Consider the following 23033-nt stretch of genomic DNA (forward strand, 5'->3'; position numbering starts at 1 on the left):
AAATCTATACAAAAAATAATTGACTTTTGTTTTGTAAGCGAGTAAAGTTAGGGAAGAAATTATTATTAAAAAATAAATATGAAACCTTCTTATAAAGAGAGGCGGAGGGACTGGCCCTACGATGCCTCGGCAGCGGACTCGATTTCAGAGTGCTGTGCCAAATCCAGCAAGCATGTGCTTGAAAGATGAGAAGAGTGTTTCTTATAGATGTATAAGACCTCTTCTCATTGGAAGAGGTCTTTTGTTATTCATTAGAAAAAGGTTGAAACTAGGGAGAGATGGTACTTTGAAAGAAACGAGAGGAAATGGTTTGGCTTTATTACCACTTGGGATATTTTTGGCGCTATTTATTGGTTCTGGAATTATTACAGGTGATTTCTATAAATTGCCGATACTTGTAGCAATTTCAATTGCTGTAGGAGTCGCTTTAGCAATGAATCGTAAAGAAAGTTTTAATGTAAAAGTAGAACGATTCGCTAAAGGTGCAGGGAACCCGGATATTATGATTATGGTTCTGATTTTTGTACTTGCAGGAGCGTTTTCTGAAACAGCAAAAGGGATGGGTGGCGTTGATTCTACAGTTAATTTAGCGTTATCCATTTTACCGCAAGGATTTATTGTAGCTGGAATTTTTGTTATAGGGGCATTTATTTCATTAGCGATGGGAACTTCAATGGGAACAATTGCTGCATTAGCACCAATTGCTGTAGGTATTAGTGGACAAACTGATATCTCAATTGCACTTACGATGGCTACTGTTGTTGGCGGGGCGATGTTTGGTGATAATTTATCATTTATTTCAGATACAACAATCGCAGCTGTACGTTCACAAGGAACGGAAATGAAAGATAAGTTTAAAACGAACTTTTTAATTGTATTACCAGCAGCTATTATTACAATTGTACTATTAGTAATCGTTACTTTAGGAAGCGACACGCAGATTAAAGCGCATAGCTTTGACTGGATAAAGATTTTACCGTATGCAGGAGTACTTATTACAGCATTACTTGGTTGGAATGTACTTATTGTGTTAACTGGTGGAACTGTACTATCTGGCGTTATCGGTCTTTTAGATGGGAGTTACACATTAGAGAGTTTCTTTAAAAGTGTAACGGCTGGAATGGGCGGTATGATGGAGTTAGTATTACTTGCTATTTTAATTGGCGGTATGGTCGAACTGATTCAATATAATGGTGGCATTCAATATTTAATGAATATTTTAACGCGTAACATTCGTTCAAAAAAAGGAGCAGAGTTCGGTATCGCTGGCTTAGTGAGTATGACGAATATGTGTACAGCAAATAATACGATTTCTATTATCTTTACAGGTCCGCTTGCGAAAAACATTGCAGATCAATATGAAATTGATCCTCGTAAATCAGCGAGTGTATTAGATCTTTTCTCATGCTGTGTGCAAGGATTAATTCCGTATGGTGCGCAAATGTTAACGGCAGCAGGATTTGCGGCGTTATCTCCGATTGAATTGTTACCATATGCGTTTTATCCGATTTTAGTTGGAGTATGTGGAATTATTTCTATATTAATTGGTTTCCCGAAGTTTTCTAAAGTAGCGGGAAAGAAAGAGTATCACAAAACAGCATAATTTAAAATGAAGTTTATGAATAGTAACGAAAGCCGTATAGAGAATGTTCTCTGTACGGCTTTTTATGTGCGATAAAAGAGTGAATCATCCTATCCCTACCGCATATTTTTACAAAAGGCTGAATGCAACTCAGTCTTAAGTCTGAGTTGAAAACGGTTCTTAAGCTCGTTATGGAAAAGTGAAAAAATAGTTAAGATAAGAGTATCAAATCGAAGGGAGGCAAGCACAAGATGAAACAATTTCTAGCGTTTATCGCGGCTGGTATTTTAGCTTTAATTGCTCTTGGCAGTCTTGCTGGTATTATAGGATTCGCAATTGGAGCAGGAGTTGTGTACTGGAGCTATAAATCATTTGTGCGAGCACAATCATTTTTTGGAAAGTTAGCTTGGGGTATTGTTGGTTTGATTGGCTTGTCCATCGCCCTTTCTCATTCCCCAGCATTAATCGGTATCGCAGCATTAGTAGTTTTATACTACGGATACCGTGAGTGGAAAAAAGAAAAAAATGTAGTTGTTGATTCTGCACCAGAAAGTTCTAAACCATATAGCAACTTTGAAGATGAGTGGAACAAGTTAATGAAAAACTAATAAAAAATTAATAAAAAATTAATAAAAACCAAATCAAATTGATAAAGTAGAAGAGAGGAAGATTATAATGAAACAATCTTTATTCGGACGTGTACGCGATGCAATTTTAGCAGATTTTCATAATGTGTTAGATGAGAAAGAAAGAAAAAATCCAATCGCGATGTTAAACCAATATTTACGCGATAGTGAGCGTGAAATAACAAAAATTGAGAAGTTAATTGAGCGCCACAAAACATTAAAATCTAATTTCGCTCGTGAGCTTGAGCAAGCACGTTATTTCGTTAATAAAAGATCAAAGCAAGCGATCGTCGCTCAAGAAGCAGGCGAATTACAACTACATGAGCGTGCGTTAGAAGAAGTAGCGTATTATGAAGGGCAAGTAACTCGATTAGAAGAAATGTATGCAGGTGTTGTAGAGCAAATTGATGAGTTAGAGCGTCGTCTTGCTGAGATGAAAAATAAATTAAAAGAAATGCACGCAAAACGTATGGAATTAATGGCACGTGAAAATATGGCACATGCAAATCGTCGTATGAATACAGCGATGCATAAAATGGATGAAAATAATCCGTTCTTACGCTTTGAAGAAATTGACGATCATATTCGCGACTTAGAATCTCGTATAAATGAGGAGCATGAACGTGACACATTTGATATGAAAATTGCAAAGCTTGAGCGTGAAATGAAAGAGAAGAATGATGTATCGTTAACGAAAGAGTTAACAAAATAATAGTAGTATATTATAAAACAGGCTTATGATATAGTGATAGGAGAAAAGGTGTTGGAAAGCAATGCCTTTTCTTCTATGTATATGTAACAAGAAGGGGGGAGCTGAAATGAAGAAACAATTTTCAAAAACACAATTAATGGGGATGCTCCTCATCATATTTGGATTCGGTCTTTTTCTTGATATGATACTTGGACATTTTGAACCAGGTGGTCTCATTTTTGCATTTATTATGCTTATGTTTGGAAGGCATTATCGTAAGAAGAATCGTTACGTACGGGGAAATGTATTTTTATTTGTTGGTGGTATCGTATTTCTATTCTTCTTATTTTCATCAGCAGCATTTGTTCTTGTCGTATTTGCTTGTTTAGCTTTAATTGGTTATCAACTGATTCAACAAGGACATCAGCAAAAAGCAATGAAGGTTGAAATTAAAGAAAAAGGGATTATAGACGAAGAGAAGCAAATATATCGTACAGAACCATATTTAAAAAATATGTTTGTAGGGAATATACGAATGATGGATCATATTTATGAACTTGAGGATATTAATGTTCAATATGGTGCTTGTGATGTGGAAATAGATTTAACAACTGCTATGATTCCAGAAGGAGAAACGGTAATTGTTATCCGAGGTGTAGTTGGTAATATTCGTTTATATGTGCCATATGATATTGAACTGTCTTTAAATCATTCTGTTATTGTCGGACGTGTGCTCCTGCCAGGACATGAAGAGACAGGATTTAATCGCAATGTTACATTTAGAACAGAGCAGTATAAAGAAGCTCCTCGTCGTATTAAAATTATTTCTTCGCTTGTCGTAGGCGATACGGAAGTGAGGAAAGTATAATGAAGAAACAAAAAAATATTTCGTGGATGTATATTCGTTATTCTATGTTGTCTTCTGTTAGTATTGCACTCATTTGTACAATTGTATATGTATGGAAAAGTGAGCAACAAGTGTACGATTTATTATGGAAGGAATCCATCGCTTCTGTTCCAATTGGCTTGTTTATTATGACTACAAGTTTACTTATCGGGGGAATTGTAGGATATGCAATCGGTTACTATATAGAGCAGCGTATACAAGGATTAAATACTTTTCTATTTGAAGTAGAGCGAGGGAATTTTCCGAGCGATGTTTCGTTTACTGCAGATGATGAATTTCATGAAGTAGAACGAAAAGTAATAGGCCTTGCTCGTCGATTAGAGGAGCAAGCTGGACTCTTTCAAAAAGTAACGAATGAACGAGCTCATTGGAATGAAGAGATGAGACAAGAAGCGATATCCCAAGAAAGGCATCGATTGGCGAGAGAGCTGCATGATTCTGTAAGTCAGCAGCTTTTTGCAATGTCGATGATGATGTCGGCTATTAATGAACAAGTGGCTGAAATTCCAGAAACGACGCAAAAGCAGTTGCAACTCGTTGAAAATATGGTTGTAAATGCACAATCAGAAATGAGAGCATTGCTTCTTCATTTACGGCCTGTACAATTAGAAGGTAAGAAACTGACACAAGGTATAGAGGAATTATTAACGGAATTATCGCGAAAGCAACATATGAAAATTGAATGGCTAATCGAGCCAATAGAATTGAAAAAAGGTGTAGAAGACCATTTATTTCGTATTGTGCAAGAAGCTTTATCCAATACTTTACGACATGCGAAAGCGAAGAAAACGGAAGTGCGTCTTCGGAAAATTGATCAATATGCAATTCTAAAAATTATTGATGATGGCGTTGGATTTGAAGTCGGAGTGAATAAGGCTGGTTCATATGGTTTAAGATCAATGCAAGAGCGTGTTCATGAAATTGGTGGGACATTAAAAGTACTTAGTTTCCCGGCTAAAGGGACGCAAATAGAAGTAAAAGTACCGATTATGATTGAGAGAGGGGGAGAATCATGATAAAAGTGTTACTTGTCGATGATCATGAAATGGTTCGAATGGGTGTATCAGCATATTTATCAACGCAGCCAGATATCGAAGTAGTTGGAGAAGCTGAAAATGGAAGAAAAGGTTCAGAGTTAGCACTGCAATTAAGACCAGATATTATTTTGATGGATCTTGTCATGGACGAGATGGATGGGGTTGAAGCAACACGTGCTATTATTCAGGAATGGCCAGAAGCGAAAATTGTAGTTGTAACGAGCTTTTTAGATGATGAGAAATTGTACCCTGTTATTGAGGCTGGAGCGACAAGTTATTTATTAAAAACATCAAGAGCAAGTGATATAGCAGACGCTGTACGGGCTACTTATGATGGAGAAACGGTATTAGAGCCAAAAGTTACTGGTAAAATGATGTCTCGTATGCGTCAGAAGAAAGAACAACCTTTGCACGAGGAGTTAACAGAAAGAGAGTCTGAAATTTTGTTATTAATTGCAGAGGGGAAAAGTAATCAAGAGATTGCAGATGAATTGTTTATTGCCCTCAAAACAGTAAAGACACATGTGAGTAATATTTTAAATAAGCTAAATGTCAGTGACCGGACACAGGCGGTTATTTATGCGTTTAGACATCAATTGACGAAATGATAAAGTGAAACTTTAATCAGTGGGGGGCTATCCCACTGATTATTAGTTTACGCCAAATTTTTTTATTGACGTTAATAAATGTAAGCGTTATCATTAAACTGTTAACAGTACATACAAAGGGGAGAGAGTGTATGTTAGTTCAAACGATATTTGGCATGGATAAGTCTAAAAAATTAGGGGATTATGTGAACGCATTACAAGCGCTTTGTGAACAATATAATGTTGAAACAGATAAAATTGCAATTGTTGAGGCGACAGAAGAGTACTATTTATTTTTAGTAAAGCAAGAAGATTGCTACGATGTTGTCAAAGTAGAAACAGTGGATACAAATATCGACTATTATACGAAAGCGTATAAAATAAGTAGTTTTAATCATACTGCTTATCAGATGTAAAAAAACTCCCTTGCGGGAGTTTTTTTAGGATGCTTTTACTTCGCGAGAATCGGTTATTAAGGGAACTTTTTTCGCACCGCTTAACTTAGCGATTGTAAGACCGATAATAGCCCCGGCTAATGCTGGTATTAGCCAGCCAATTCCTTCATTATATAAAGGGATAAATTCAAAATATGGTGTGATAAATGAAACTGAAATGCCACCTTGTTTTAATCCGTCAAATACGCTTACGATTGCTGCTCCAATTAAAGCACCTACATAAACAGATCGATATCCACCGAAATATTTATGAAGTAACGATAGTAGAACGAGTACAATTGCAACTGGATATACAACAAGTAGAATTGGAACAGAGATGGCAATAATTTTCGTTAAACCTAAGTTGGCAACTAATAATCCTAACGCACAAATAATAATCGCGAACATTTTGTATGAAAATTTAGTCAATAATGTTGAGAAATATTGACTACACGCAGATACAAGTCCAACACAAGTCGTTAGACAAGCGAGTGTAACGATTAGAGATAATAGAAGTAAACCGTATGGACCGAATAATTGCTGTACGATAACAGTAAGTAATTGTCCGCCATTTTGTGCATATCCGAGCGAGACGCTAGTTGCACCGAGCCAGCCAAGTGCACCATATACAAGTACGAGACCAGTAGCGGCAATAAGTCCTGCTTTCGCTGTTGCGATGGCAATGGATTTACGATCACTCACACCTTTAGAGCGAATGGCATTTACAACGATAATTCCAAATGCAAGCGCAGAAATGGTATCCATCGTTAAGTATCCTTCCATAAAGCCTTTGAATATTGGAGAAGTTTGATACTCTTGCATCGCTGGTCCTGATTGCCCGAGTGGTGTAAATACACTTTTAACAAATAGTAAGAAAATAGAGAGTAATAAAATAGGTGTTAAAATATTTCCGATGCGATCGACAAGTTTAGATGGATTTAAACTAAGCCAAAATACGATAGCGAAGAAGATGACCGTGTATAAAAATAGAGCTAGGTTACTAGAGCGAATTGTTTCCGGTAAGAAAGAACTAACACCCATTTCATAAGCGACATTTGCAACGCGTGGAATTCCCATAGAAGGACCGATTGCGATGTATACAACTACAGTAAAGAAAATTCCGAATAATGGGTGAACATGACTTGCGAGTTGTTGCATGCCGTTTCCTGATAAAGAAATTGCAATAACAGTTAATAATGGTAAACCGACTCCTGTTAGTAAAAATCCAATCATTGCCGGCCAAAAGTTTTCACCTGCATTTTGTCCAAGCATGGGAGGGAAAATTAAATTACCTGCCCCAAAAAATAAAGAAAATAGCATAAGACCCGTGAAAAAAATATGTTTTTTTGATACAGTGTTCATTGTTTTTCCTCCTTTTTTAAATTCATTTGTAAGAACACAAAAAACTCGTCCCTAAAGAAAGGGACGAGTTATATTTACCCGCGATACCACCCTAATTTATACATGTAGAAATGAGTCTATATGTATACGGCTTTACAACGTACAACATGATACGTGTTCCTTGTAACGGGGGACAGCCGGTAAGAACTTACTGTAACATTCGGTTCTACTTCTCGGAGATGATTTTCGGCTACGCACTGAACGTTGGCTTTCAGCAAATCGCCAACTCTCTGGGGGACAGTCCTATAACGTACTCGTTCTCGTCAATGAATTTTTATTCAAGTATTCTGACAGTATTGTCACATGTTTTTTTTTGAAAGTCAACATTTTTTTGAAAGATATATTTATATATAGAAATATCGAATGTGATATTCGTTGGTGTAAAGGGAATGGTGAATTGAAAAACGGGAGTAAAAATTTGTAGAGAATTGTAAAACTTATAGAGAAAGTTGATATTTATAGGAATAAAGAAGGTATTGTTTGAATTTACAGAGAATAATACAACAATCCACTTGCTGGAAAGAACAAACCAAAAGAGGTGACTGGAATGCTTGCGATGGGAGTATTATTTGGCATTATTGCTATAATTGGTTTTATGTGGTTATATTATTCGCGTTCGTTTAAACAAGCAGAAGTTTTACTCTTTCAAAAAGGTAGTTTGTTGACAAATCAGTCTAGATATTTAGTATGTCCGAAGTGTGGAAGTGCACAGGCCAGAAGTGGAGGATATCAAGAGTGTTGCAAAATTAGATTATGAAAGAAGGAAGCCTCACATTATGTTGTGAGGCTTCCTTCCTTACAATTTCATGGCGCTCCAAATTGTCCACCGATCTCTTTCGATAATAGGAGAGATGCTTTGTAATGCGGTCTGGAACTGTTGTAGAAGTTGAGAAAGTTCATGATCTGTTAATTCATATAGAATGGATCGACCTGTTCGAGGTGATAAATCTTGTAGCAATGCTTCTACAGAATCATGTATTTTTCGTACTTCCCATTGTGTTTGAGAGGGGAACACATGAAGAAAATGTTTTTGTAATTCTTGCTGTATCGTGGTGGTTTTTGGCCGCCTTTTTGATTCTATTTCAATGAGTTTTGGAAAGGTAGAGAAAAAATATCCACGAATGTGTTCGGGGCTTCCAGGAATTGTACAATCTTCAATAGTTCGGTCTTGTACAATAAGTACACCGTTTTTCTTTAATATACGAGAAGCTTCACGTAGAAATGTAGGAATGTCTTGTAAATGATGAATCACTGCGCGCGAAATAACAATGTCAAATGTATCATTAGGATATGGGACGCTATGTGCATCACCTTGAATGAATGAAATATTTGTAAATCCGCTACAATTTTCTTTTGCAGCTTGTAATATTTCTTTTGAAAAATCAAGTCCAATGACATTTTTGGCCCCCATAAGAGCAAGTTCTTTCGTATAAATCCCGCCACCACAGCCGATATCAATTATTTGCTTGTTTTGTATATTTGTAATACTTTTTATCATTTCTCCCCAAGAAATATGGGCGTTTCGCTGTGCGTATGTGTATTTATTATTTGCATCGTGAAAATTAATGGACATGAAAAAGACCTCCTTTCAATACTTAGTATAGCGTATTTTATAGTGTGTCACGTTTTTGTTTTTTTATATGAAGAGTATAAGAATTTCTTATTGTAAAAGGAGGATTAAGTTGAAAAGGAAATATGTATTGTTGTTATTTGCTATGTTACTAGCATCTTGTGGTCAAGTAGAGCAAAAAAAAGAAACAAAAAAAGTGGAAGAGGCGGTGAATGAAGTGAAAGAAACAATAGGGGTAACCGTTATACAAAAAAAACATAAAGAGAAAAAGTTACAGGAATCAGAAGCTAAGTTAGTAATAGACATTATAGATAAAGCGGAAAAACAAGAAGTAACAGGTAGTTTTGGTGAACCGGAATATGAAATACAAATTAATAGGGATGGAAAAAAAGAAACATATTATGCATGGCTAAGAGGAGAAGACAGACGAGGATGGGTACAATATAAGGAAGCTATGTATATGCTGAATAAAAAAGATACGGAAAAGCTTTTGGCTATATTTCCAAATGTTTCAGAACAAAAAGAAGATGAGATGCAGGTAGGTCCTTTAACGGAAGTAACAAAAAAAGATTTGCAGATTACTGCGTTTCATATTAAAGCAGGCAATCAAAAAGTGAATTATACGGTGCGGTATACGATTTCACAATCATTATACAACAAGTTAGAGAAGGAACAAGAATATTATTTACAAGTCGTTTTCCCAGAAAAAGTTCAAAAATTAATTGGAGCAAAAGAGAGTGAAAAAATTTCAGGTGAAAAGGTAAAGGAAGGGTATAAACAATATGAATTGCATGCTACTGTGCAAGTAAAAGATGCTTCAGAATCACAATTAAAATCATTAGAAACATATTATGAAAATTATGATTTGAAAATATTAAATAGTAAAAAAGAAAAAATAGGTGTTTTTCAAAATATCATTCAAATTGTTAAAGAGTATGGTGAAAAAATGGATTTACAAAGATAAAATGAAACTTTAATTAGTCCATACGGATCGGGATGAATGTAAAGTCTATATGACCTTTCCTAGGAAATGATAATAGAGAGGGGAAAACACCCCCTCTCTATTATTTTGCTTTTGCAGATGGCTCATTCATTGATTTTCGTGTAATAAGAAAAGAAATCATAAGAGCGGAAAGGATGACAAGGGCAATAAATACGTGATTGGGCAACAAATCTAATAATAATACGTAACTAACGGTATAAAAAATAAGAGTTGAAGCTAAAAACGATAGAGCGCCTATTATGAGAGATTGTAAATTCATTTGCAAACACCTCCTTATATTTATATTTTTGGCTGAAAATGGATTAAATAAACATTATTTCTAACGATAGAAAAAAATATGTCATAATAGAGAAAAGAATAGTTTTGATGAATGAATAGGATTCATTAATGAGAGATAAAGGAGAGGAATATGAAAAATAATAAAAAAGGATTATGGGGAATTATAGTTGCCATAGGTTTATTTTTACTTTCTAAGTTAAAGTGGGTATTTGCAATTTTTAAACTAGCAAAGTTTTCAACGGTATTTAGTATGTTTCTATCACTTGGTGCATACGCGGTTATATATGGTTGGAAATTTGGGGTAGCGCTCATTTATTTATTGTTTATTCATGAAATGGGCCATTTATGGGCTGCGAAAAGAAAAGGTATACCAACATCGCCAGCAATATTTATTCCATTTATGGGCGCTCTTATTGGGATGAAAGAGATGCCGAAAAATGCAAAAGATGAAGCTTACATTGCCTTCATGGGACCTCTTTTCGGATTGTTGTCATTTTTACCTGCGATTCCACTTTATATAATGACGAAAGAGCCATTTTGGGCATTAATTATTTTACTTGGAAGTATGATTAATTTCTTTAACTTGATTCCGGTTTCTCCATTAGATGGTGGACGAATTATCTCAGTTGTAAGTACAAAGATTTGGGGAGCGGGCCTTATTGTATTGCTCGGTTATTCCATTTACTTTAAAAGTATTTTGGGAGGATTTATTTTTATTATCGGCTGTATGGAATTATATAGAGTAATAAAGAGAGATGAGCCAATTAAGGAATTAGGATATAGAATTGATGGAATGAAAGAATATGTTGCAAGGCTTGAAGAGGAGTTAAAAGAAACAGGTGCGGTGCATCGAAATATATATATGATGCAACATGAAATAAATATATTAAGGCAAAAAGAAAGAGAGAAAGAATTAAAAGTAGGAGAACTTCAAAAGATTGAAGTGTTAGAGCATCTTTTACCAAAGTTTGAGCCGCTTGATTACGTTCCATATGAAGATGAAAAAGAAACGCATACAATTCATATAAGAGAAGCATTTGAAATGTCAGAAAGAAAATTACAGGAATGGGAGACAGAAAAGAGACAACAGGAAAACTATTATAAAGTTGATATGAAAACGAAATGGACAGTCTTTGCTTGTTATATCGGATTAATGGCTATACTCGGTTACACAGCTTATGAAGGATACATTGTTTTACAAGAACATTTACCAACGAGAAATGTATAGAAAAATATTGTCGAAATGATAGGAAGAATTTATACAGGAATTATACTTCTACGAGAGAATGTTACAAGTATAGTCATACATTGTAATATCTTTAGTAGAGAAGGAGTTCTGTATATGAAGAAATTGTTAATTGTATTCGGGATTATTATCGTAATGATCATTGCGAGCTATAGTCTTATGAAATTGCTATTACACTATGCGAATAAGCCTGCTGAGGTAAGTACAATAGCTCAAATAGAAGATGTGCAAGAAGAGACAAAAGTGCTAGATTTTATTCGTATGACGCATGAAAGTTATAATAATTTCTTAAATTACGGTAAAGCAGAGAATTATACAGAAGGGGACTGGAACCAATTTAAACAATGGTTTCAACAACAAGAATCGTCTTTAAAAAATATACATACAGAAATAAAGAATGAAAAAATAAAACGTGATGTAAATAGAAGCTATGAAATTGTAAAAAAAGGTGTGGAACTTCAAAATATTGAGTATGTAGTTTATGCACATCGTGTATACCATGACTTAGATATTATTGTAAATAAATATAGAGGTGAAACGAACATATGGGGGTATACAGAGTTTGGAGATGGAAAAGATATAAGGGTAATTGAACAAGCTATACAGTCCAAATAATAAGCTAGCTAGAATTCTAGTTGGCTTATTTTCTTTTGTAAGTGCAATGTTCATATATTATTCACAAAAACACCGTGTTAATAGTGATTAAAATCACAATATGTACTATACAATTCAGTTAAACTAAAAACAGTTAAGGAAATAGAGGAGTGGGATACAATGTTAAGTGCAAAAACAATTGAAATCGTAAAGTCAACAGTACCATTATTACAAGAAAAAGGCGTTGAAATTACAACGAGATTTTATCAAATTTTATTTTCGGAACATCCGGAGTTATTGAATATTTTCAACCATACAAATCAGAAAAAGGGAAGACAACAACAAGCGCTAGCGAATGCTGTTTATGCAGCTGCAACGTATATTGATAATTTAGAAGCTATTATTCCAGTTGTAAAACAAATTGGTCATAAGCATAGAAGTTTAGGTATTAAAGCAGAGCATTACCCGATTGTAGGTACATGTTTACTACGTGCAATTAAAGAGGTCGCAGGTGCACCTGATGAAGTTTTAAATGCATGGGGAGAAGCTTATGGTGTCATTGCTGATGCATTCATTAGCATTGAAGCAGAGATGTATGAAGAAGCGGCGCATAAAGAAGGTGGATGGAAAGATTTCCGTAACTTTGTGGTTGTTAAAAAAGTGAAGGAAAGCGACGTTATTACATCATTTTATTTAAAACCTGAAGATGGAGGGCAAGTTTCTTCATTCATCCCAGGACAATATGTAACGATTCAAATAAATATAGAAGGTGAAACGTATACACATAATCGTCAATATAGTTTATCAGATGCTCCTGGAAAAGAATATTATCGTATTAGTGTAAAGAAAGAAAAAGGTGTAGATACAACGGACGGTAAAGTATCTAACTACTTACACGATCATGTAGAAGAAGGGGATATGTTACCAGTAAGTGCACCAGCAGGAGATTTCGTATTAAATATGGATTCAACATTACCAGTTGTGCTAATTAGTGGTGGAGTAGGTATTACACCAATGATGAGTATGCTAAATACGTTAATTGAACAAAACTCAAAACGTAATGTATGTTTTGTTCATGCAGCGATAAATAGTAATACACATGCAATGAAAGAACACGTTGAGGCAGTAGATAATGAATACGAACAAGTTAAAGCATACACTTGCTATTCTGCACCAACTGAAAAAGATTTGGAAATGAAGAACTTTGATAAAGAAGGTTTCATTGAAGCTGAATGGTTACAAACTATTATTCCGACAACTGAAGCAGAATTTTATTTCTGTGGTCCCGTACCATTTATGAAGCATATAAATGCTGCATTAACTAATTTAGGTGTGGAACAAGAGCATATTCATTATGAATTTTTCGGTCCAGCAGCAAGCTTACAATAGATGAAGTTTGAAATAAGTAAAAAACGAGGTATTATTTTACCTCGTTTTTTACTTGTTCTCGTAACAGCCGATTTACCGTTTCACGGCGTATACCTATGAGTTGACCGATTTCAGTTTGTGTTAATATTTCATATATAGGAATGTCATCTAAATATAGTGTGAACCATTCTTGTAAACGATGTAGACGTTCTTTCGGAGAGACGGTTGTCAATTGATCGATACGCTGTTGCATCATTCTTAATTTTGATTGTAGTTGCATAGCAATATTTGCATATGATGCAGGATTTGCCTGAAGTTGATCGTACCATTCATTACTAATTATAGGTTCAACTTCTGTTTTCATTAAAGCGATTGCTGTACCGTGATATTCCTTCGGTGAAATTAAAGAATGGTGAGGTATCGTTTCACCTGGAACGATAATGTTGAATAGAAATGGTGTTCCATCTTCTTCTATCCGTACTACTTTTAATAAACCTGTTTTTATAAAATATAAAGGACCGTCCTCGCCTTGACGGAATAGTACATCTCCTTTGTGTAGAATCAATGTTAGCCCCCCATTTAAACATTTCTATTTCTTCTATTTTAGCGTATATGTATAAAGACAATATGCTTTTAAACAGCAATTTCATTGACGAAATATATGCTATTACAGTAGTATACTATTTAGTGTGTAATAGTACTAGCAATGAATACGCTGTAGGGGGTTTAGTATATTGTTAGATGCGATAAAAATGACGGATATGAGAATTCCGGCGAATGCTATCATTCATGTAGAAGAGATGAAAGGTGGAGTCGTGTTATCCGTTGAAGTAGACGGCCAAATTATTTATACGATGGCTTATGATGAAGAAACAGATAGTTATGCTGAATTATATGATCGAAACGATAAGAGGGCGTGCCAAGTACATGAGGATTTTATGGGATGGTCACTTCTTCACTAAAAAAGATGTCAATATGACATCTTTTTTTATTAAAACGATAGAATATACAAAGAAATGAAATATAAGGATAAAATTTGTAATAAATGATTTTGCATTGTTAGCACTTTGTAACTGCAAGTGAATTATTTTTTCGCTATCATAAAGATAACAGTCGCAGTTATAGGAGTGGTCAACTTGAAGAAAGTACATATTTCCAATTATATGTTATTATGTGTTTGTTTAATTTTATTTGTTCTCTTAGGAGGATTTTTATATTCATGTGTATAAGAAAAACGCATTCTAAAAAGAACGCGTTATAAAAAAGAAGTAATGATTAATCTAGTTCCGAGAATAATTAATGTGATACGTAATAAATTAATTACGGCATTACCACTTAATTTTGTATTAATATAAGCCCCGATTTTTCCGCCAATCCATGCACCAGGAATAAGAATTAATGCGTAAACCCAGCTGACATTTCCAAGGGAGATGTGAGTTGCAGAACTTACAATTGCTGATAAAAATACGATAAACATCGAAGTTGCTACAGCAATATGTGCTGGGAATGCAAAAAGTAGCATCATTGCTGGAACAAGTAAGGCACCGCCGCCAATTCCAAATAATCCAGATATAAAACCAACTATAAAGGCGATAAAGATAGCGAGAAGCGGTGGGAATTGATAGTGTACAGTGTTTCCTTCGTTATCTGTAAAAGAACGCTTAATTACCGTCATATTTGATAAAGAAAGGGGGTTTAATTTGTCTCGTAACATAAGAAGGATGGAGACAAAAATAAGGAAAATCCCAAAATATAAAGAAAATGTATCTTGGTTTAAAAATTTGTTTGCCCACGAGCCGATGATACCACCAGGGCCACTCCCGATAAATAAAATAAGTCCACTTTTGTAATCTACTCTTTTATGCTTCATATAAGTAAGGGTGGAAGATAGTCCTGTAAAAACGACTGTTACCATTGAAGTTCCTACTGCAAGTTGTGGTGATAGACTGTGTAATCCGATTAATAACGGAACAATAATAATTCCGCCACCAAGCCCGACTAGACTCCCGACTGTCCCGGCGATTAACCCGATGAAAAGTAACATGATGTATTCCAAAATTTCCAACTCCTCTATATAACTTATCCACCAATTATTATACACGCTTTTTAATAAGAAAAAGGTTTGTTCACAAAAAAGTCGTCTTCCTAGAAAAATAAGGAAGACGACTTTTAATTAAAAGATTAAGTGTAATAAAGCGTAAAATAGTGCAGCTAACGAAGCTGAAATAGGAAGTGTAATAACCCATGTAATTAACATACGTTTTGCAGTTCCCCATTTTACACCTTTCACACGATGTGAAGCACCAACCCCTAAAATAGAAGAAGAGATAACGTGCGTTGTACTAACCGGTAAGTGAATGAATGTTGCGCCGAAAATAACAAGTGATGATGATAAATCAGCAGCTACACCATTTACAGGACGAATTTTCATAATTTGTCCACCGACAGTTTTAATAATTTTCCATCCGCCAACAGAAGTACCAAGACCCATTGCGATTGCACAACATAATTGTACCCAGAACGGGATGTCGTCAGAAGTATGATAGTTATTGGCCATAAGAGCCATCGTAATGATTCCCATTGCTTTTTGTGCATCATTCGTACCATGTGTATAAGCTTGTAATGCTGCAGTGAAAATTTGGAATAAACGGAAGTTTTTGTTCGTTTTCGTTAAATTAAAGTTTTTAAAGACCACTTTAAAAATACTGTATACGATATAACCAATAACAAAAGCGATAATCGGTGAAATGATTAAAGCTTCAAGAATTTTTATGAACCCTTTAAGATTTAATGAGCTAATACCGGCAGCAGCGATAGCTGCACCTGCGATTGAGCCGATAATTGCATGCGAAGAACTACTTGGAATACCGTAGTACCAAGTAATTAAATTCCAAGCTATTGCCGCAAGCAAAGCAGCTAAAATTACAAGAGAACCATTTTGCAAGGCAAATGGATCAACGATATCTTTTGTAATCGTTTTTGCTACACCTGTAAATGTCATCGCACCTAAAAAGTTCATAATAGCTGCCATAATAATTGCATGTCTAGGCTTTAGAGCTTTCGTTGAAACAGCCGTTGCAATAGCGTTTGCTGTATCGTGAAATCCATTGATAAAGTCAAAAGCTAAAGCGCAAATGACTACTAAAACGGTCAGTATCAAGAGTGTATCCATGATCAAACTCCTTACGCGTTCTTCATAATAATTGTTTCTAATACGTTTGCAACGCTTTGGCAGCTATCCGCTACTTCTTCAAGCTCTTCGTAAATCTCTTTGTATTGAATAATCTTAATCGGATCTTTCTCACGAGAGAATAAGTGCTTAATTGCATGACGGCGAATATCATCACATTGTGATTCGTAATCCTTAATCTTAATTGCGTTCGTACGAATGTCGACTAACTTCTTTTTAGACAGTAGTTCAACAGAATTTGCAATCTCAATCGCACATTGATTAATTGCTTCAACGAATTTAATCATGTATTCATCAGCTTCTGTAATAGAATACATTTCGAATAGACCAGCACTATGATCTAATCCATCTAATACATCATCCATACTCATTGCAAGTTGTAGGATGTCCTCACGTTCAATTGGAGTAATAAACGCTTTGTTTAGCTCCATAATGATTTCGTGAATAAATGTGTCACCTTTTGACTCATACTCTTTCATGCGCATAGAAAACTCTTTTAAATCGCTAGCATTTTTAATTTTATACTCCACGAAAAACTGCGCGCCTTCTTTTAAATTTTCGGAAACATTCATTAACATTTCAGAAAATTTATCTTTTTTTGATTTAAATACCATTATTAGTTACCCCCACAAAAGTAATATATGTAAAATATATTGGCTAGTCAATTCTAACAAAAAACTGTCGTTTTTTAAAACATTTTATCGAAAAGTTTACAAAAACTTAACATAACTCTCATTGTTGTATTAATAATATTAATAATCAATAGTGAATATCTTACTTGTAGAATGTCCTTTTCTTGCAAAAAGTATGAATGTGAAAGAAAAGCTTTACACTATAGGAACGACTACGTTATTATAATAAATTTAAAAGGAGGTATATTCTTCCTTTTGAAAAGAAGAGTGTAAACAAACGAAGGAAGTGAACGAATGAAATTGAAGAACACTCACTTGAAAAAAATGCAGGAGTGGTTCAACAAGAGGAAGAAACTTCGTAATTCATTAATTGTATTAGGGAGTTTACTCGCTACTATATTTATTGCTATAAATATAATAATTTCCATTCAAGACATATCTGAATTAAAACAAGCTGTTCCGCAACCGACCTTAATTTATGATGCAAATAATGAAGTTGCGACTAAATTAGCTTCTTCTAAAACAGAAGGTGTTAAAAGGAAAGATATTCCTGACATTATGGTTCAGGCAATTGTTGCAGTAGAAGATAAGGAGTTTTTTAACCATCACGGTATTTACTATAGTGGAATTATAAGTGCAGTTTTTAAAAATATTACAGCAGGAGAAGTTGTAGCAGGGGGAAGTACAATTACACAACAACTTGCGAAAAATGTATTTCTGACACAAGACCGCACATACTCTCGAAAAATAAAGGAATATTTTTTAACAAAAAAAATAGAGCGTACGTATACGAAAGATGAAATTATTGAAATGTATATGAACCAAATTTATTTTGGTGAAGGGGCTTGGGGTATAAAAAGGGCAGCTAAATCTTATTTTGATAAAGATGTAAAAGATTTAACGGTTTCAGAGGCTGCAACGATTGCTGGCTTGATTAAAGCACCGTCTGCGTATTCGCCCTATAAAAACTTTAATAAGTCAATCGAACGACGTAATGTTGTATTAAGTTTAATGAAAGAGCAAGGATATATTTCTGACGAACAGTATAATAAAGAAAAAGAGAGCGGTCTTGTGTTAAAACGTGGTGTGGATGATAAATACAAGGGGAAATACTCTCAATATGTAGATTATATTGTTAGGGAAGCTATGGACAAGTACGAATTAACACAAAATGAAATTTTAGCAGGTGGTTATCGTATTTATACAGAGCTTGATCCGAAAAAACAACAGGCTGTAGAAGACGTTGTAAATAATGAGAGTTATTTCAAAGATAATGGCTCAGACCAGCTTATGCAAACGGGTGTAGTTCTTATGAATCCAAAAACAGGTGGTGTACCAGCTTTAGTTGGAGGTAGAGGACCGTATCAGTTTTTACAGTTTAACCATGCAACCCAATTAAAAAGACAACCTGGATCAACGTTAAAGCCTCTGGCTGTATATGTACCAGCGTTAGAGCAAGGGTATGAAGTATACGATATATTAAAAGATGAACCATTTAATATTAAAGAATATAAACCGCAAAATAGTGATCATACTTTTCACGGTGATGTGACAATGTATGAAGCTGTGGCAAAGTCGTACAATGTTTCGGCTGTTTGGCTATTGGAACAAATTGGATTGGATAAAGGATTGAAATCTTTAGAGCGATTTGGTATTCCATTAGTGCCAGAAGATCGTACGTATCCAATTGCTTTAGGCGGGATGCATGTTGGGACCTCTCCATTTGTAATGGCTCAAGCATACAGTACATTTGCAAATGACGGTGTTCAAGTGGAAGCTCATGCGATTAGAGAGATACAAAATGCTGAAGGCGAAACAATTGGAAAGTGGTATAAGAAAGAGACACGAGTGACGAGCGAGAAAATTGCACAAAAGATGACATATTTATTAAAAGGTGTTGTCGAAAAGGGCACGGGCGAAAAGGCGAAAGTTAATAATGTTGATACGGCCGGTAAGACAGGAACTACTCAAATTGTAAATGGACCAAGCGCCGGTGCAAAGGATTCATGGTTTGTTGGATACACACCAGATTTAGTAGGTGCGATTTGGGTAGGATATGATAAAACAGATAGTGATCATTATGTTCCGGGGGGAAGTCAAATTACGACGACAATGTTCCGGGATATTATGAAAAAAGCGAATGCCAATCCAGCTCAAAAAGCATTCCAGTTATCGCTCATATCTGAGGCTGATTATAAAAAACAATTGAATACAATTGAAGAGGAAAAACGAAGAAAAGAAGAAGAGAAGAGAAGAAAAGAAGAGGAACAACAAAGAAAAAAAGAGCAACAAGAGTGGATTGATAAAGTGAAAGAATGGATTCCTTCATTTTGGTAAAAGAAAGAGGCGAATAACGAAATTCGCCTCTTTTTCGTATGAGAAATTAAGTGAACTTTTAATCGGTGGGAGGAGCTGTATCTATCTCTACGAGTTGTTAGCCCATATCAATTGGGATAAATAGTATTACTCGTTAAGTGTAACATTTGTACTGCCAAAGGATTGAGAATCGTATGTGACGATTATTTTTCCTTTACTAATAGGCTCGTAAAGTAATTCTTCTTCGTAATTACCATTATTTTCATTGTGGATAGAAAGTGTGATTTCATCAATTTCTTTATTTGTATACTGATCTTTAATCGTTTCAGCAATTTGAAGTAACGCTTCGGAACTAGAAGCTTTCGTAATAAGCATTCCTTTTATAACCTTTTTTTCATTCTTTGTGGTATTGGAATAAGGGATGTTGCTTTGTTTTGTATACAAAAGTTTGTATGGAACAGTTTTTCTCTCTGCTTTTGATATAGTGGAATATTTTAGAGTTAAAAAAAATCCTACACATAAAATAATGCATACCATAAGAGCAAACCAAATGCGTATTAGTGACATAACTCTCATTTTCATCCCTCTTTCATATCTTTGACTTCACTATTTATCATACAAAATGAGGATTAAGATAGAGTAAATTTGAGGTAAAGAAACGTAAAGAAGGAGCACTTATCCTCCCAAATAAGTGCTCCTTTCTATATAAAGAGAGATTTAATGAACGGTTAAACGATACATATTATTATAAATATACTTATTGATTGAAAATTAGTAAATTCGGAATACGGATAGTGTTGCAGTTGTATCGCCTGTGTTAGGAATAGAAATAGTGTTTGCTGTAGGCTGTACAGCAATCGTTGTACCAGCTTGTAAAGTAACGATTGTAGAGAAAGAAACAGCACTACCGATAACGTTAGTTGAGAAGTTACGATTAGGTGGTTGGCCATTGAATGAAATACCGAATCCGAATGGTGAAGATCCTGGGAAAGTTGTAGACGCTGAGAAACTAATATCATATACGCCTGTTTCTAAAATTGTTAAAGTATCTGAAGTATCGTTGAAAGAGATATTGGTTAATTCAAAAACTTGATTGAATTGGATGTTTGTTCCAGGGGATATAGTTTGTGGATTTGAGTTTCCGATAGCTGCGATAGTTACAGGAATTGGAGTACCCGCGGCACCTGTTGCACCAGTAGCCCCAGTAGCGCCAGCCGGACCTTGAGCACCAGTAGCACCTTGAGCGCCAGCCGGACCTTGAGCACCAGTAGCACCTTGAGCGCCAGCTGGACCTTGAGCGCCAGCTGGTCCTTGAGCACCAGTAGCACCTTGAGCACCAGCCGGACCTTGAGCACCAGTAGCACCTTGAGCGCCAGTAGCACCAGTAGCGCCAGCTGGTCCTTGAATACCTTGAGCACCCTGAGGTCCAGTAGCGCCTTGAGCACCCGCTGGTCCCTGAGCACCTTGAGGTCCTTGAGCACCAGTAGCCCCAGTAGCGCCAGCCGGTCCTTGAGGTCCAGTAGCCCCAGTAGCTCCTGTTGCTCCTCCTCCAAGGCAACCTGACCCGTATTGAACTAGGATAGTTTGGATCTCTGTTATGAGTTTAACTAGTTTGTCGATAGTGCAGCAATCTACTTTGAATAACTTAGCGATATACAATAAATAATTAAGCAAGCTTTGTAGCTCAACGTACAATGCTCCGCATGAGAAAGGTTTTGTTTTTAAAATAGTTAATAGATTAGCGATAATAGAATTTCCAATTTGTTTTTGTGCTGGAGATAAATCTAAGCAATTGAGGAATTTTTGTAGGTTATTTAGGGCAGCAATCAAGTTATCGATATTATTTTGAGAAGGGTTTTGAAAGACAGCTTGAATAGCTTGGCCAAGAGATTGAAGAAGTCTAACGAATTCTGTAAGTTCGGACTTAGAGATGTTAATATAACTACAAGCTCTGACTTCGCAACAATCATTACCATAAAATACTTTTCCTTTATTTTTATTGTTCATCTTTTCATTCCTTTCTTTCATAGAATCAATAGTCGTTACTATATATTAAAATGAAATTTATACTAAATTCGTGATGGACAAACTACCATTTCTAAAAAAATAAGAAATCGGCCCTCTTAGCAAAAATAAGTAAGATAAAGAGAAAGTTTATATAATGTAAAGACGAAAAATTCAACATAAAAAACTGCATGCTAATTGTTGTAGGTATTTAACAATTGGCATGCAGTTTGTGGAGGAGTACCTCATTTGTAGTCATTTAATCTTTCAAGGGTTGTTTTAGGTAAAATTGGAATTGAAATAGTGAAAGTTGTACCATCTTGATTACTGGTCATTTTTAATGTACCGTTATGATTTTGAATAATTTTCTTCGTTACTGACAAGCCCAGTCCTGTGCCCGAATCTTTTGTTGAGAAGAATGGATCAAAGATATACTCTTGAATGGCTGTTGGAATACCAATTCCATTATCAGTGAAAGTAATACGAACAAAATTATCTAGACGATAACTAGTAATTTGGATAGAAAGTTTTTTTTCACCTTGAGCATCGACAGCATTCTGAAATAGGTTTAAAAAAACTTGTACAAGTTCATGACGATCAATATGGACTAATACATCATCTAATTCGGTAGAAAAATTATAATCAATTGAAATATTATGTAAAAAGACTTCACTAGCTAGTAACTGTTGAATATACTCACGTAAAAATGTATTAATAGGAAACGGTTCTCTTGTAAATTCGCGTGTTTTTGAAATAGCTAAAAATTTTGTAATAATACTATTTGCGCGGTCTAATTCGGGAATAAGTAAGTTTTTAAATAATTCTTTATTAGATGGAGAAACAGTTTCTTGTAAAAATTGTAAATAACCTCGTACGGTTGTAAGAGGATTACGTACTTCATGTGCAATTCCAGCTGCAATTCGCCCTGCTAAAGAAAATTTCTCTGCATCACGTTCTGTGTTTAAATAATGAAAGACACTAATAACTCTAAAAATCTCTCCGTTATAATCACGAATAATTCGGTTATTTAAAATGCCATAGTTTTTGTCTAAAACTTCTTCATTATATATTTCTGTTCCCGTCCTTAATGTTTCAAGAGCTTTAATTTTTTCTTCTGGCAATTGTAGTAATTGTTGAATTGGCTTTCCGATTATATCATTTCGTACTACACCAAAATCATCTGCTGCAACTTGGTTACATAAAGTGATATTTCCTTTAGCATCAACAAAGGTTACATGATGTGAAAAAGCATCAAAAATATGAATGAAGTATGTTTCAAGTTGCTCAAATAAAAATAATGAATCGCAAGTAAGTTGAAAATCAGCCTCTTTATTCTCTTTTTTTATGTTTTGAATGGAATGAGTCGTTCTCGTTTTCTTTATTTGTAAACCAATATGTGGATTTTTGTATGTGAAATGATGTGGTAATTGATTCACAAGTTCTTCATAAAAACGTACTTTATTTTCTAATTCTTCTATTCGTTTTTCATGAGATACAATATCATCGTTTGGAAGCATAAATAAATAACCCCTCAATTTAAAAATTCTTCCATCTAGTATATCATAT

Annotated in this window: 24 protein-coding genes, 1 riboswitch and 1 other annotated feature; of the genes, 14 read left to right on the forward strand and 10 right to left on the reverse strand. The window is 34.9% G+C overall.

Annotation, left to right across the window (positions count from 1 at the left end):
• The first annotated feature begins 86 nt into the window (after positions 1–86).
• Positions 87–192: riboswitch (SAM riboswitch) on the forward strand.
• A 94-nt stretch (positions 193–286) separates the two neighbouring features.
• The 7 genes from JDS82_RS03600 (at position 287) to JDS82_RS03630 (ending at position 5846) form a co-directional block, all read left to right on the forward strand.
• A complete protein-coding gene (locus tag JDS82_RS03600) occupies positions 287–1603 on the forward strand; it encodes a Na+/H+ antiporter NhaC family protein (protein ID WP_000665482.1) in 1317 nt (438 codons plus the stop codon).
• Between the two features lie 230 nt (positions 1604–1833).
• A complete protein-coding gene (locus tag JDS82_RS03605; protein WP_000808634.1) occupies positions 1834–2190 on the forward strand; it encodes a lmo0954 family membrane protein in 357 nt (118 codons plus the stop codon).
• 67 nt (positions 2191–2257) lie between these two features.
• Positions 2258–2920, forward strand: a complete 663-nt coding sequence (locus JDS82_RS03610) for a PspA/IM30 family protein (RefSeq protein ID WP_199712720.1) — start codon at positions 2258–2260, stop codon at positions 2918–2920.
• 106 nt (positions 2921–3026) lie between these two features.
• Complete coding sequence (gene liaF, locus JDS82_RS03615) at positions 3027–3767, forward strand: cell wall-active antibiotics response protein LiaF (RefSeq protein ID WP_075308724.1); 741 nt, start codon at positions 3027–3029, stop codon at positions 3765–3767.
• A complete protein-coding gene (locus JDS82_RS03620) occupies positions 3767–4822 on the forward strand; it encodes a sensor histidine kinase (RefSeq protein ID WP_000744324.1) in 1056 nt (351 codons plus the stop codon). Before liaF ends, JDS82_RS03620 begins: the two co-directional genes overlap by 1 nt.
• Positions 4819–5451, forward strand: a complete 633-nt coding sequence (locus JDS82_RS03625) for a response regulator (RefSeq protein WP_000598709.1) — start codon at positions 4819–4821, stop codon at positions 5449–5451. Before JDS82_RS03620 ends, JDS82_RS03625 begins: the two co-directional genes overlap by 4 nt.
• Before the next feature lie 56 nt (positions 5452–5507).
• Entirely contained in the window at positions 5508–5846 is a 339-nt protein-coding gene (locus tag JDS82_RS03630) for a DUF3992 domain-containing protein (protein WP_199712850.1), read from the forward strand.
• A gap of 24 nt (positions 5847–5870) precedes the next feature.
• On the opposite strand, the gene brnQ3 is transcribed toward JDS82_RS03630, so the two are convergent.
• The gene (gene brnQ3 / locus JDS82_RS03635) at positions 5871–7226 is read right to left on the reverse strand and encodes a branched-chain amino acid transport system II carrier protein BrnQ3 (protein ID WP_048561370.1); all 1356 of its coding nucleotides are present in this window, start codon (positions 7224–7226) and stop codon (positions 5871–5873) included.
• Positions 7227–7282: 56 nt separating this feature from the next.
• Positions 7283–7541: a binding site (T-box leader), on the reverse strand.
• Positions 7542–7812: 271 nt separating this feature from the next.
• Here brnQ3 and JDS82_RS03640 point away from each other — a divergent pair.
• On the forward strand, positions 7813–8022 hold the full coding sequence (locus JDS82_RS03640) for a hypothetical protein (protein ID WP_000880630.1): 210 nt from the start codon (positions 7813–7815) through the stop codon (positions 8020–8022).
• A 39-nt stretch (positions 8023–8061) separates the two neighbouring features.
• Here the strand turns inward: JDS82_RS03640 and JDS82_RS03645 are convergent, their stop codons facing one another.
• The gene (locus tag JDS82_RS03645) at positions 8062–8838 is read right to left on the reverse strand and encodes a class I SAM-dependent methyltransferase (RefSeq protein ID WP_199712728.1); all 777 of its coding nucleotides are present in this window, start codon (positions 8836–8838) and stop codon (positions 8062–8064) included.
• Positions 8839–8947: 109 nt separating this feature from the next.
• Between JDS82_RS03645 and JDS82_RS03650 the strand changes: the two genes are divergently transcribed.
• A complete protein-coding gene (locus JDS82_RS03650) occupies positions 8948–9799 on the forward strand; it encodes a YhfM domain-containing protein (RefSeq protein WP_098649937.1) in 852 nt (283 codons plus the stop codon).
• A 100-nt stretch (positions 9800–9899) separates the two neighbouring features.
• On the opposite strand, the gene JDS82_RS03655 is transcribed toward JDS82_RS03650, so the two are convergent.
• Positions 9900–10097, reverse strand: coding sequence for a hypothetical protein (locus tag JDS82_RS03655; RefSeq protein ID WP_001053356.1), 198 nt, complete (start codon positions 10095–10097; stop codon positions 9900–9902).
• 150 nt (positions 10098–10247) lie between these two features.
• On the opposite strand from JDS82_RS03655, the gene JDS82_RS03660 reads away from it, so the two are divergent.
• From JDS82_RS03660 to hmpA, 3 genes are all read left to right on the forward strand, one after another.
• On the forward strand, positions 10248–11345 hold the full coding sequence (locus JDS82_RS03660) for a site-2 protease family protein (RefSeq protein WP_048561367.1): 1098 nt from the start codon (positions 10248–10250) through the stop codon (positions 11343–11345).
• Between the two features lie 114 nt (positions 11346–11459).
• Positions 11460–11978 carry a hypothetical protein gene (locus JDS82_RS03665; protein WP_000734814.1) on the forward strand — a complete coding sequence of 173 codons (519 nt, stop codon included), beginning with the start codon at positions 11460–11462 and terminating at the stop codon, positions 11976–11978.
• Positions 11979–12137: 159 nt separating this feature from the next.
• Entirely contained in the window at positions 12138–13346 is a 1209-nt protein-coding gene (gene hmpA / locus JDS82_RS03670; RefSeq protein ID WP_048561366.1) for an NO-inducible flavohemoprotein, read from the forward strand.
• A 31-nt stretch (positions 13347–13377) separates the two neighbouring features.
• On the opposite strand, the gene JDS82_RS03675 is transcribed toward hmpA, so the two are convergent.
• Complete coding sequence (locus JDS82_RS03675; RefSeq protein WP_199712730.1) at positions 13378–13890, reverse strand: Crp/Fnr family transcriptional regulator; 513 nt, start codon at positions 13888–13890, stop codon at positions 13378–13380.
• Between the two features lie 169 nt (positions 13891–14059).
• Here JDS82_RS03675 and JDS82_RS03680 point away from each other — a divergent pair, with 169 nt between their 5' ends.
• On the forward strand, positions 14060–14287 hold the full coding sequence (locus tag JDS82_RS03680) for a hypothetical protein (RefSeq protein WP_000882907.1): 228 nt from the start codon (positions 14060–14062) through the stop codon (positions 14285–14287).
• A gap of 293 nt (positions 14288–14580) precedes the next feature.
• On the opposite strand, the gene JDS82_RS03685 is transcribed toward JDS82_RS03680, so the two are convergent.
• The 3 genes from JDS82_RS03685 to JDS82_RS03695 form a co-directional block, all read right to left on the reverse strand.
• The gene (locus JDS82_RS03685) at positions 14581–15381 is read right to left on the reverse strand and encodes a sulfite exporter TauE/SafE family protein (protein ID WP_000455764.1); all 801 of its coding nucleotides are present in this window, start codon (positions 15379–15381) and stop codon (positions 14581–14583) included.
• Between the two features lie 117 nt (positions 15382–15498).
• Positions 15499–16497: an inorganic phosphate transporter gene (locus JDS82_RS03690; RefSeq protein ID WP_048544857.1), complete on the reverse strand. Its 999-nt coding sequence runs from the start codon at positions 16495–16497 to the stop codon at positions 15499–15501.
• 11 nt (positions 16498–16508) lie between these two features.
• Positions 16509–17129 (reverse strand): DUF47 domain-containing protein, encoded by a 621-nt coding sequence (locus JDS82_RS03695; protein WP_000231452.1) that lies wholly within the window; start codon positions 17127–17129, stop codon positions 16509–16511.
• Between the two features lie 312 nt (positions 17130–17441).
• Between JDS82_RS03695 and JDS82_RS03700 the strand changes: the two genes are divergently transcribed.
• Positions 17442–19484 carry a transglycosylase domain-containing protein gene (locus tag JDS82_RS03700; RefSeq protein ID WP_048561364.1) on the forward strand — a complete coding sequence of 681 codons (2043 nt, stop codon included), beginning with the start codon at positions 17442–17444 and terminating at the stop codon, positions 19482–19484.
• 126 nt (positions 19485–19610) lie between these two features.
• Here the strand turns inward: JDS82_RS03700 and JDS82_RS03705 are convergent, their stop codons facing one another.
• From JDS82_RS03705 to JDS82_RS03715, 3 genes are all read right to left on the reverse strand, one after another.
• Positions 19611–20039, reverse strand: a complete 429-nt coding sequence (locus JDS82_RS03705) for a hypothetical protein (protein WP_048561363.1) — start codon at positions 20037–20039, stop codon at positions 19611–19613.
• Positions 20040–20234: 195 nt separating this feature from the next.
• A complete protein-coding gene (locus tag JDS82_RS03710) occupies positions 20235–21470 on the reverse strand; it encodes a Gly-Xaa-Xaa repeat protein (protein WP_199712732.1) in 1236 nt (411 codons plus the stop codon).
• A gap of 242 nt (positions 21471–21712) precedes the next feature.
• Entirely contained in the window at positions 21713–22984 is a 1272-nt protein-coding gene (locus tag JDS82_RS03715) for an ATP-binding protein (protein WP_061673447.1), read from the reverse strand.
• Positions 22985–23033: the final 49 nt, after the last annotated feature.

Source organism: Bacillus cereus group sp. N14 (assembly GCF_016483555.1).
Classification (GTDB): domain Bacteria; phylum Bacillota; class Bacilli; order Bacillales; family Bacillaceae_G; genus Bacillus_A; species Bacillus_A wiedmannii.

What these genes read in the sequence shown, in the direction of transcription:
- JDS82_RS03605 (WP_000808634.1), top strand. Translation starts at nt 1,834, where the DNA reads ATGAAACAATTTCTAGCGTTTATCGCGGCTGGTATTTTAGCTTTAATT.
- JDS82_RS03610 (WP_199712720.1), top strand. Translation starts at nt 2,258, where the DNA reads ATGAAACAATCTTTATTCGGACGTGTACGCGATGCAATTTTAGCAGAT.
- liaF (WP_075308724.1), top strand. Translation starts at nt 3,027, where the DNA reads ATGAAGAAACAATTTTCAAAAACACAATTAATGGGGATGCTCCTCATC.
- JDS82_RS03620 (WP_000744324.1), top strand. Translation starts at nt 3,767, where the DNA reads ATGAAGAAACAAAAAAATATTTCGTGGATGTATATTCGTTATTCTATG.
- JDS82_RS03625 (WP_000598709.1), top strand. Translation starts at nt 4,819, where the DNA reads ATGATAAAAGTGTTACTTGTCGATGATCATGAAATGGTTCGAATGGGT.
- brnQ3 (WP_048561370.1), bottom strand. Translation starts at nt 7,226, where the DNA reads ATGAACACTGTATCAAAAAAACATATTTTTTTCACGGGTCTTATGCTA.
- JDS82_RS03640 (WP_000880630.1), top strand. Translation starts at nt 7,813, where the DNA reads ATGCTTGCGATGGGAGTATTATTTGGCATTATTGCTATAATTGGTTTT.
- JDS82_RS03645 (WP_199712728.1), bottom strand. Translation starts at nt 8,838, where the DNA reads ATGTCCATTAATTTTCACGATGCAAATAATAAATACACATACGCACAG.
- JDS82_RS03655 (WP_001053356.1), bottom strand. Translation starts at nt 10,097, where the DNA reads ATGAATTTACAATCTCTCATAATAGGCGCTCTATCGTTTTTAGCTTCA.
- JDS82_RS03660 (WP_048561367.1), top strand. Translation starts at nt 10,248, where the DNA reads ATGAAAAATAATAAAAAAGGATTATGGGGAATTATAGTTGCCATAGGT.
- JDS82_RS03665 (WP_000734814.1), top strand. Translation starts at nt 11,460, where the DNA reads ATGAAGAAATTGTTAATTGTATTCGGGATTATTATCGTAATGATCATT.
- hmpA (WP_048561366.1), top strand. Translation starts at nt 12,138, where the DNA reads ATGTTAAGTGCAAAAACAATTGAAATCGTAAAGTCAACAGTACCATTA.
- JDS82_RS03690 (WP_048544857.1), bottom strand. Translation starts at nt 16,497, where the DNA reads ATGGATACACTCTTGATACTGACCGTTTTAGTAGTCATTTGCGCTTTA.
- JDS82_RS03695 (WP_000231452.1), bottom strand. Translation starts at nt 17,129, where the DNA reads ATGGTATTTAAATCAAAAAAAGATAAATTTTCTGAAATGTTAATGAAT.
- JDS82_RS03700 (WP_048561364.1), top strand. Translation starts at nt 17,442, where the DNA reads ATGAAATTGAAGAACACTCACTTGAAAAAAATGCAGGAGTGGTTCAAC.
- JDS82_RS03705 (WP_048561363.1), bottom strand. Translation starts at nt 20,039, where the DNA reads ATGAGAGTTATGTCACTAATACGCATTTGGTTTGCTCTTATGGTATGC.
- JDS82_RS03710 (WP_199712732.1), bottom strand. Translation starts at nt 21,470, where the DNA reads ATGAACAATAAAAATAAAGGAAAAGTATTTTATGGTAATGATTGTTGC.
- JDS82_RS03715 (WP_061673447.1), bottom strand. Translation starts at nt 22,984, where the DNA reads ATGCTTCCAAACGATGATATTGTATCTCATGAAAAACGAATAGAAGAA.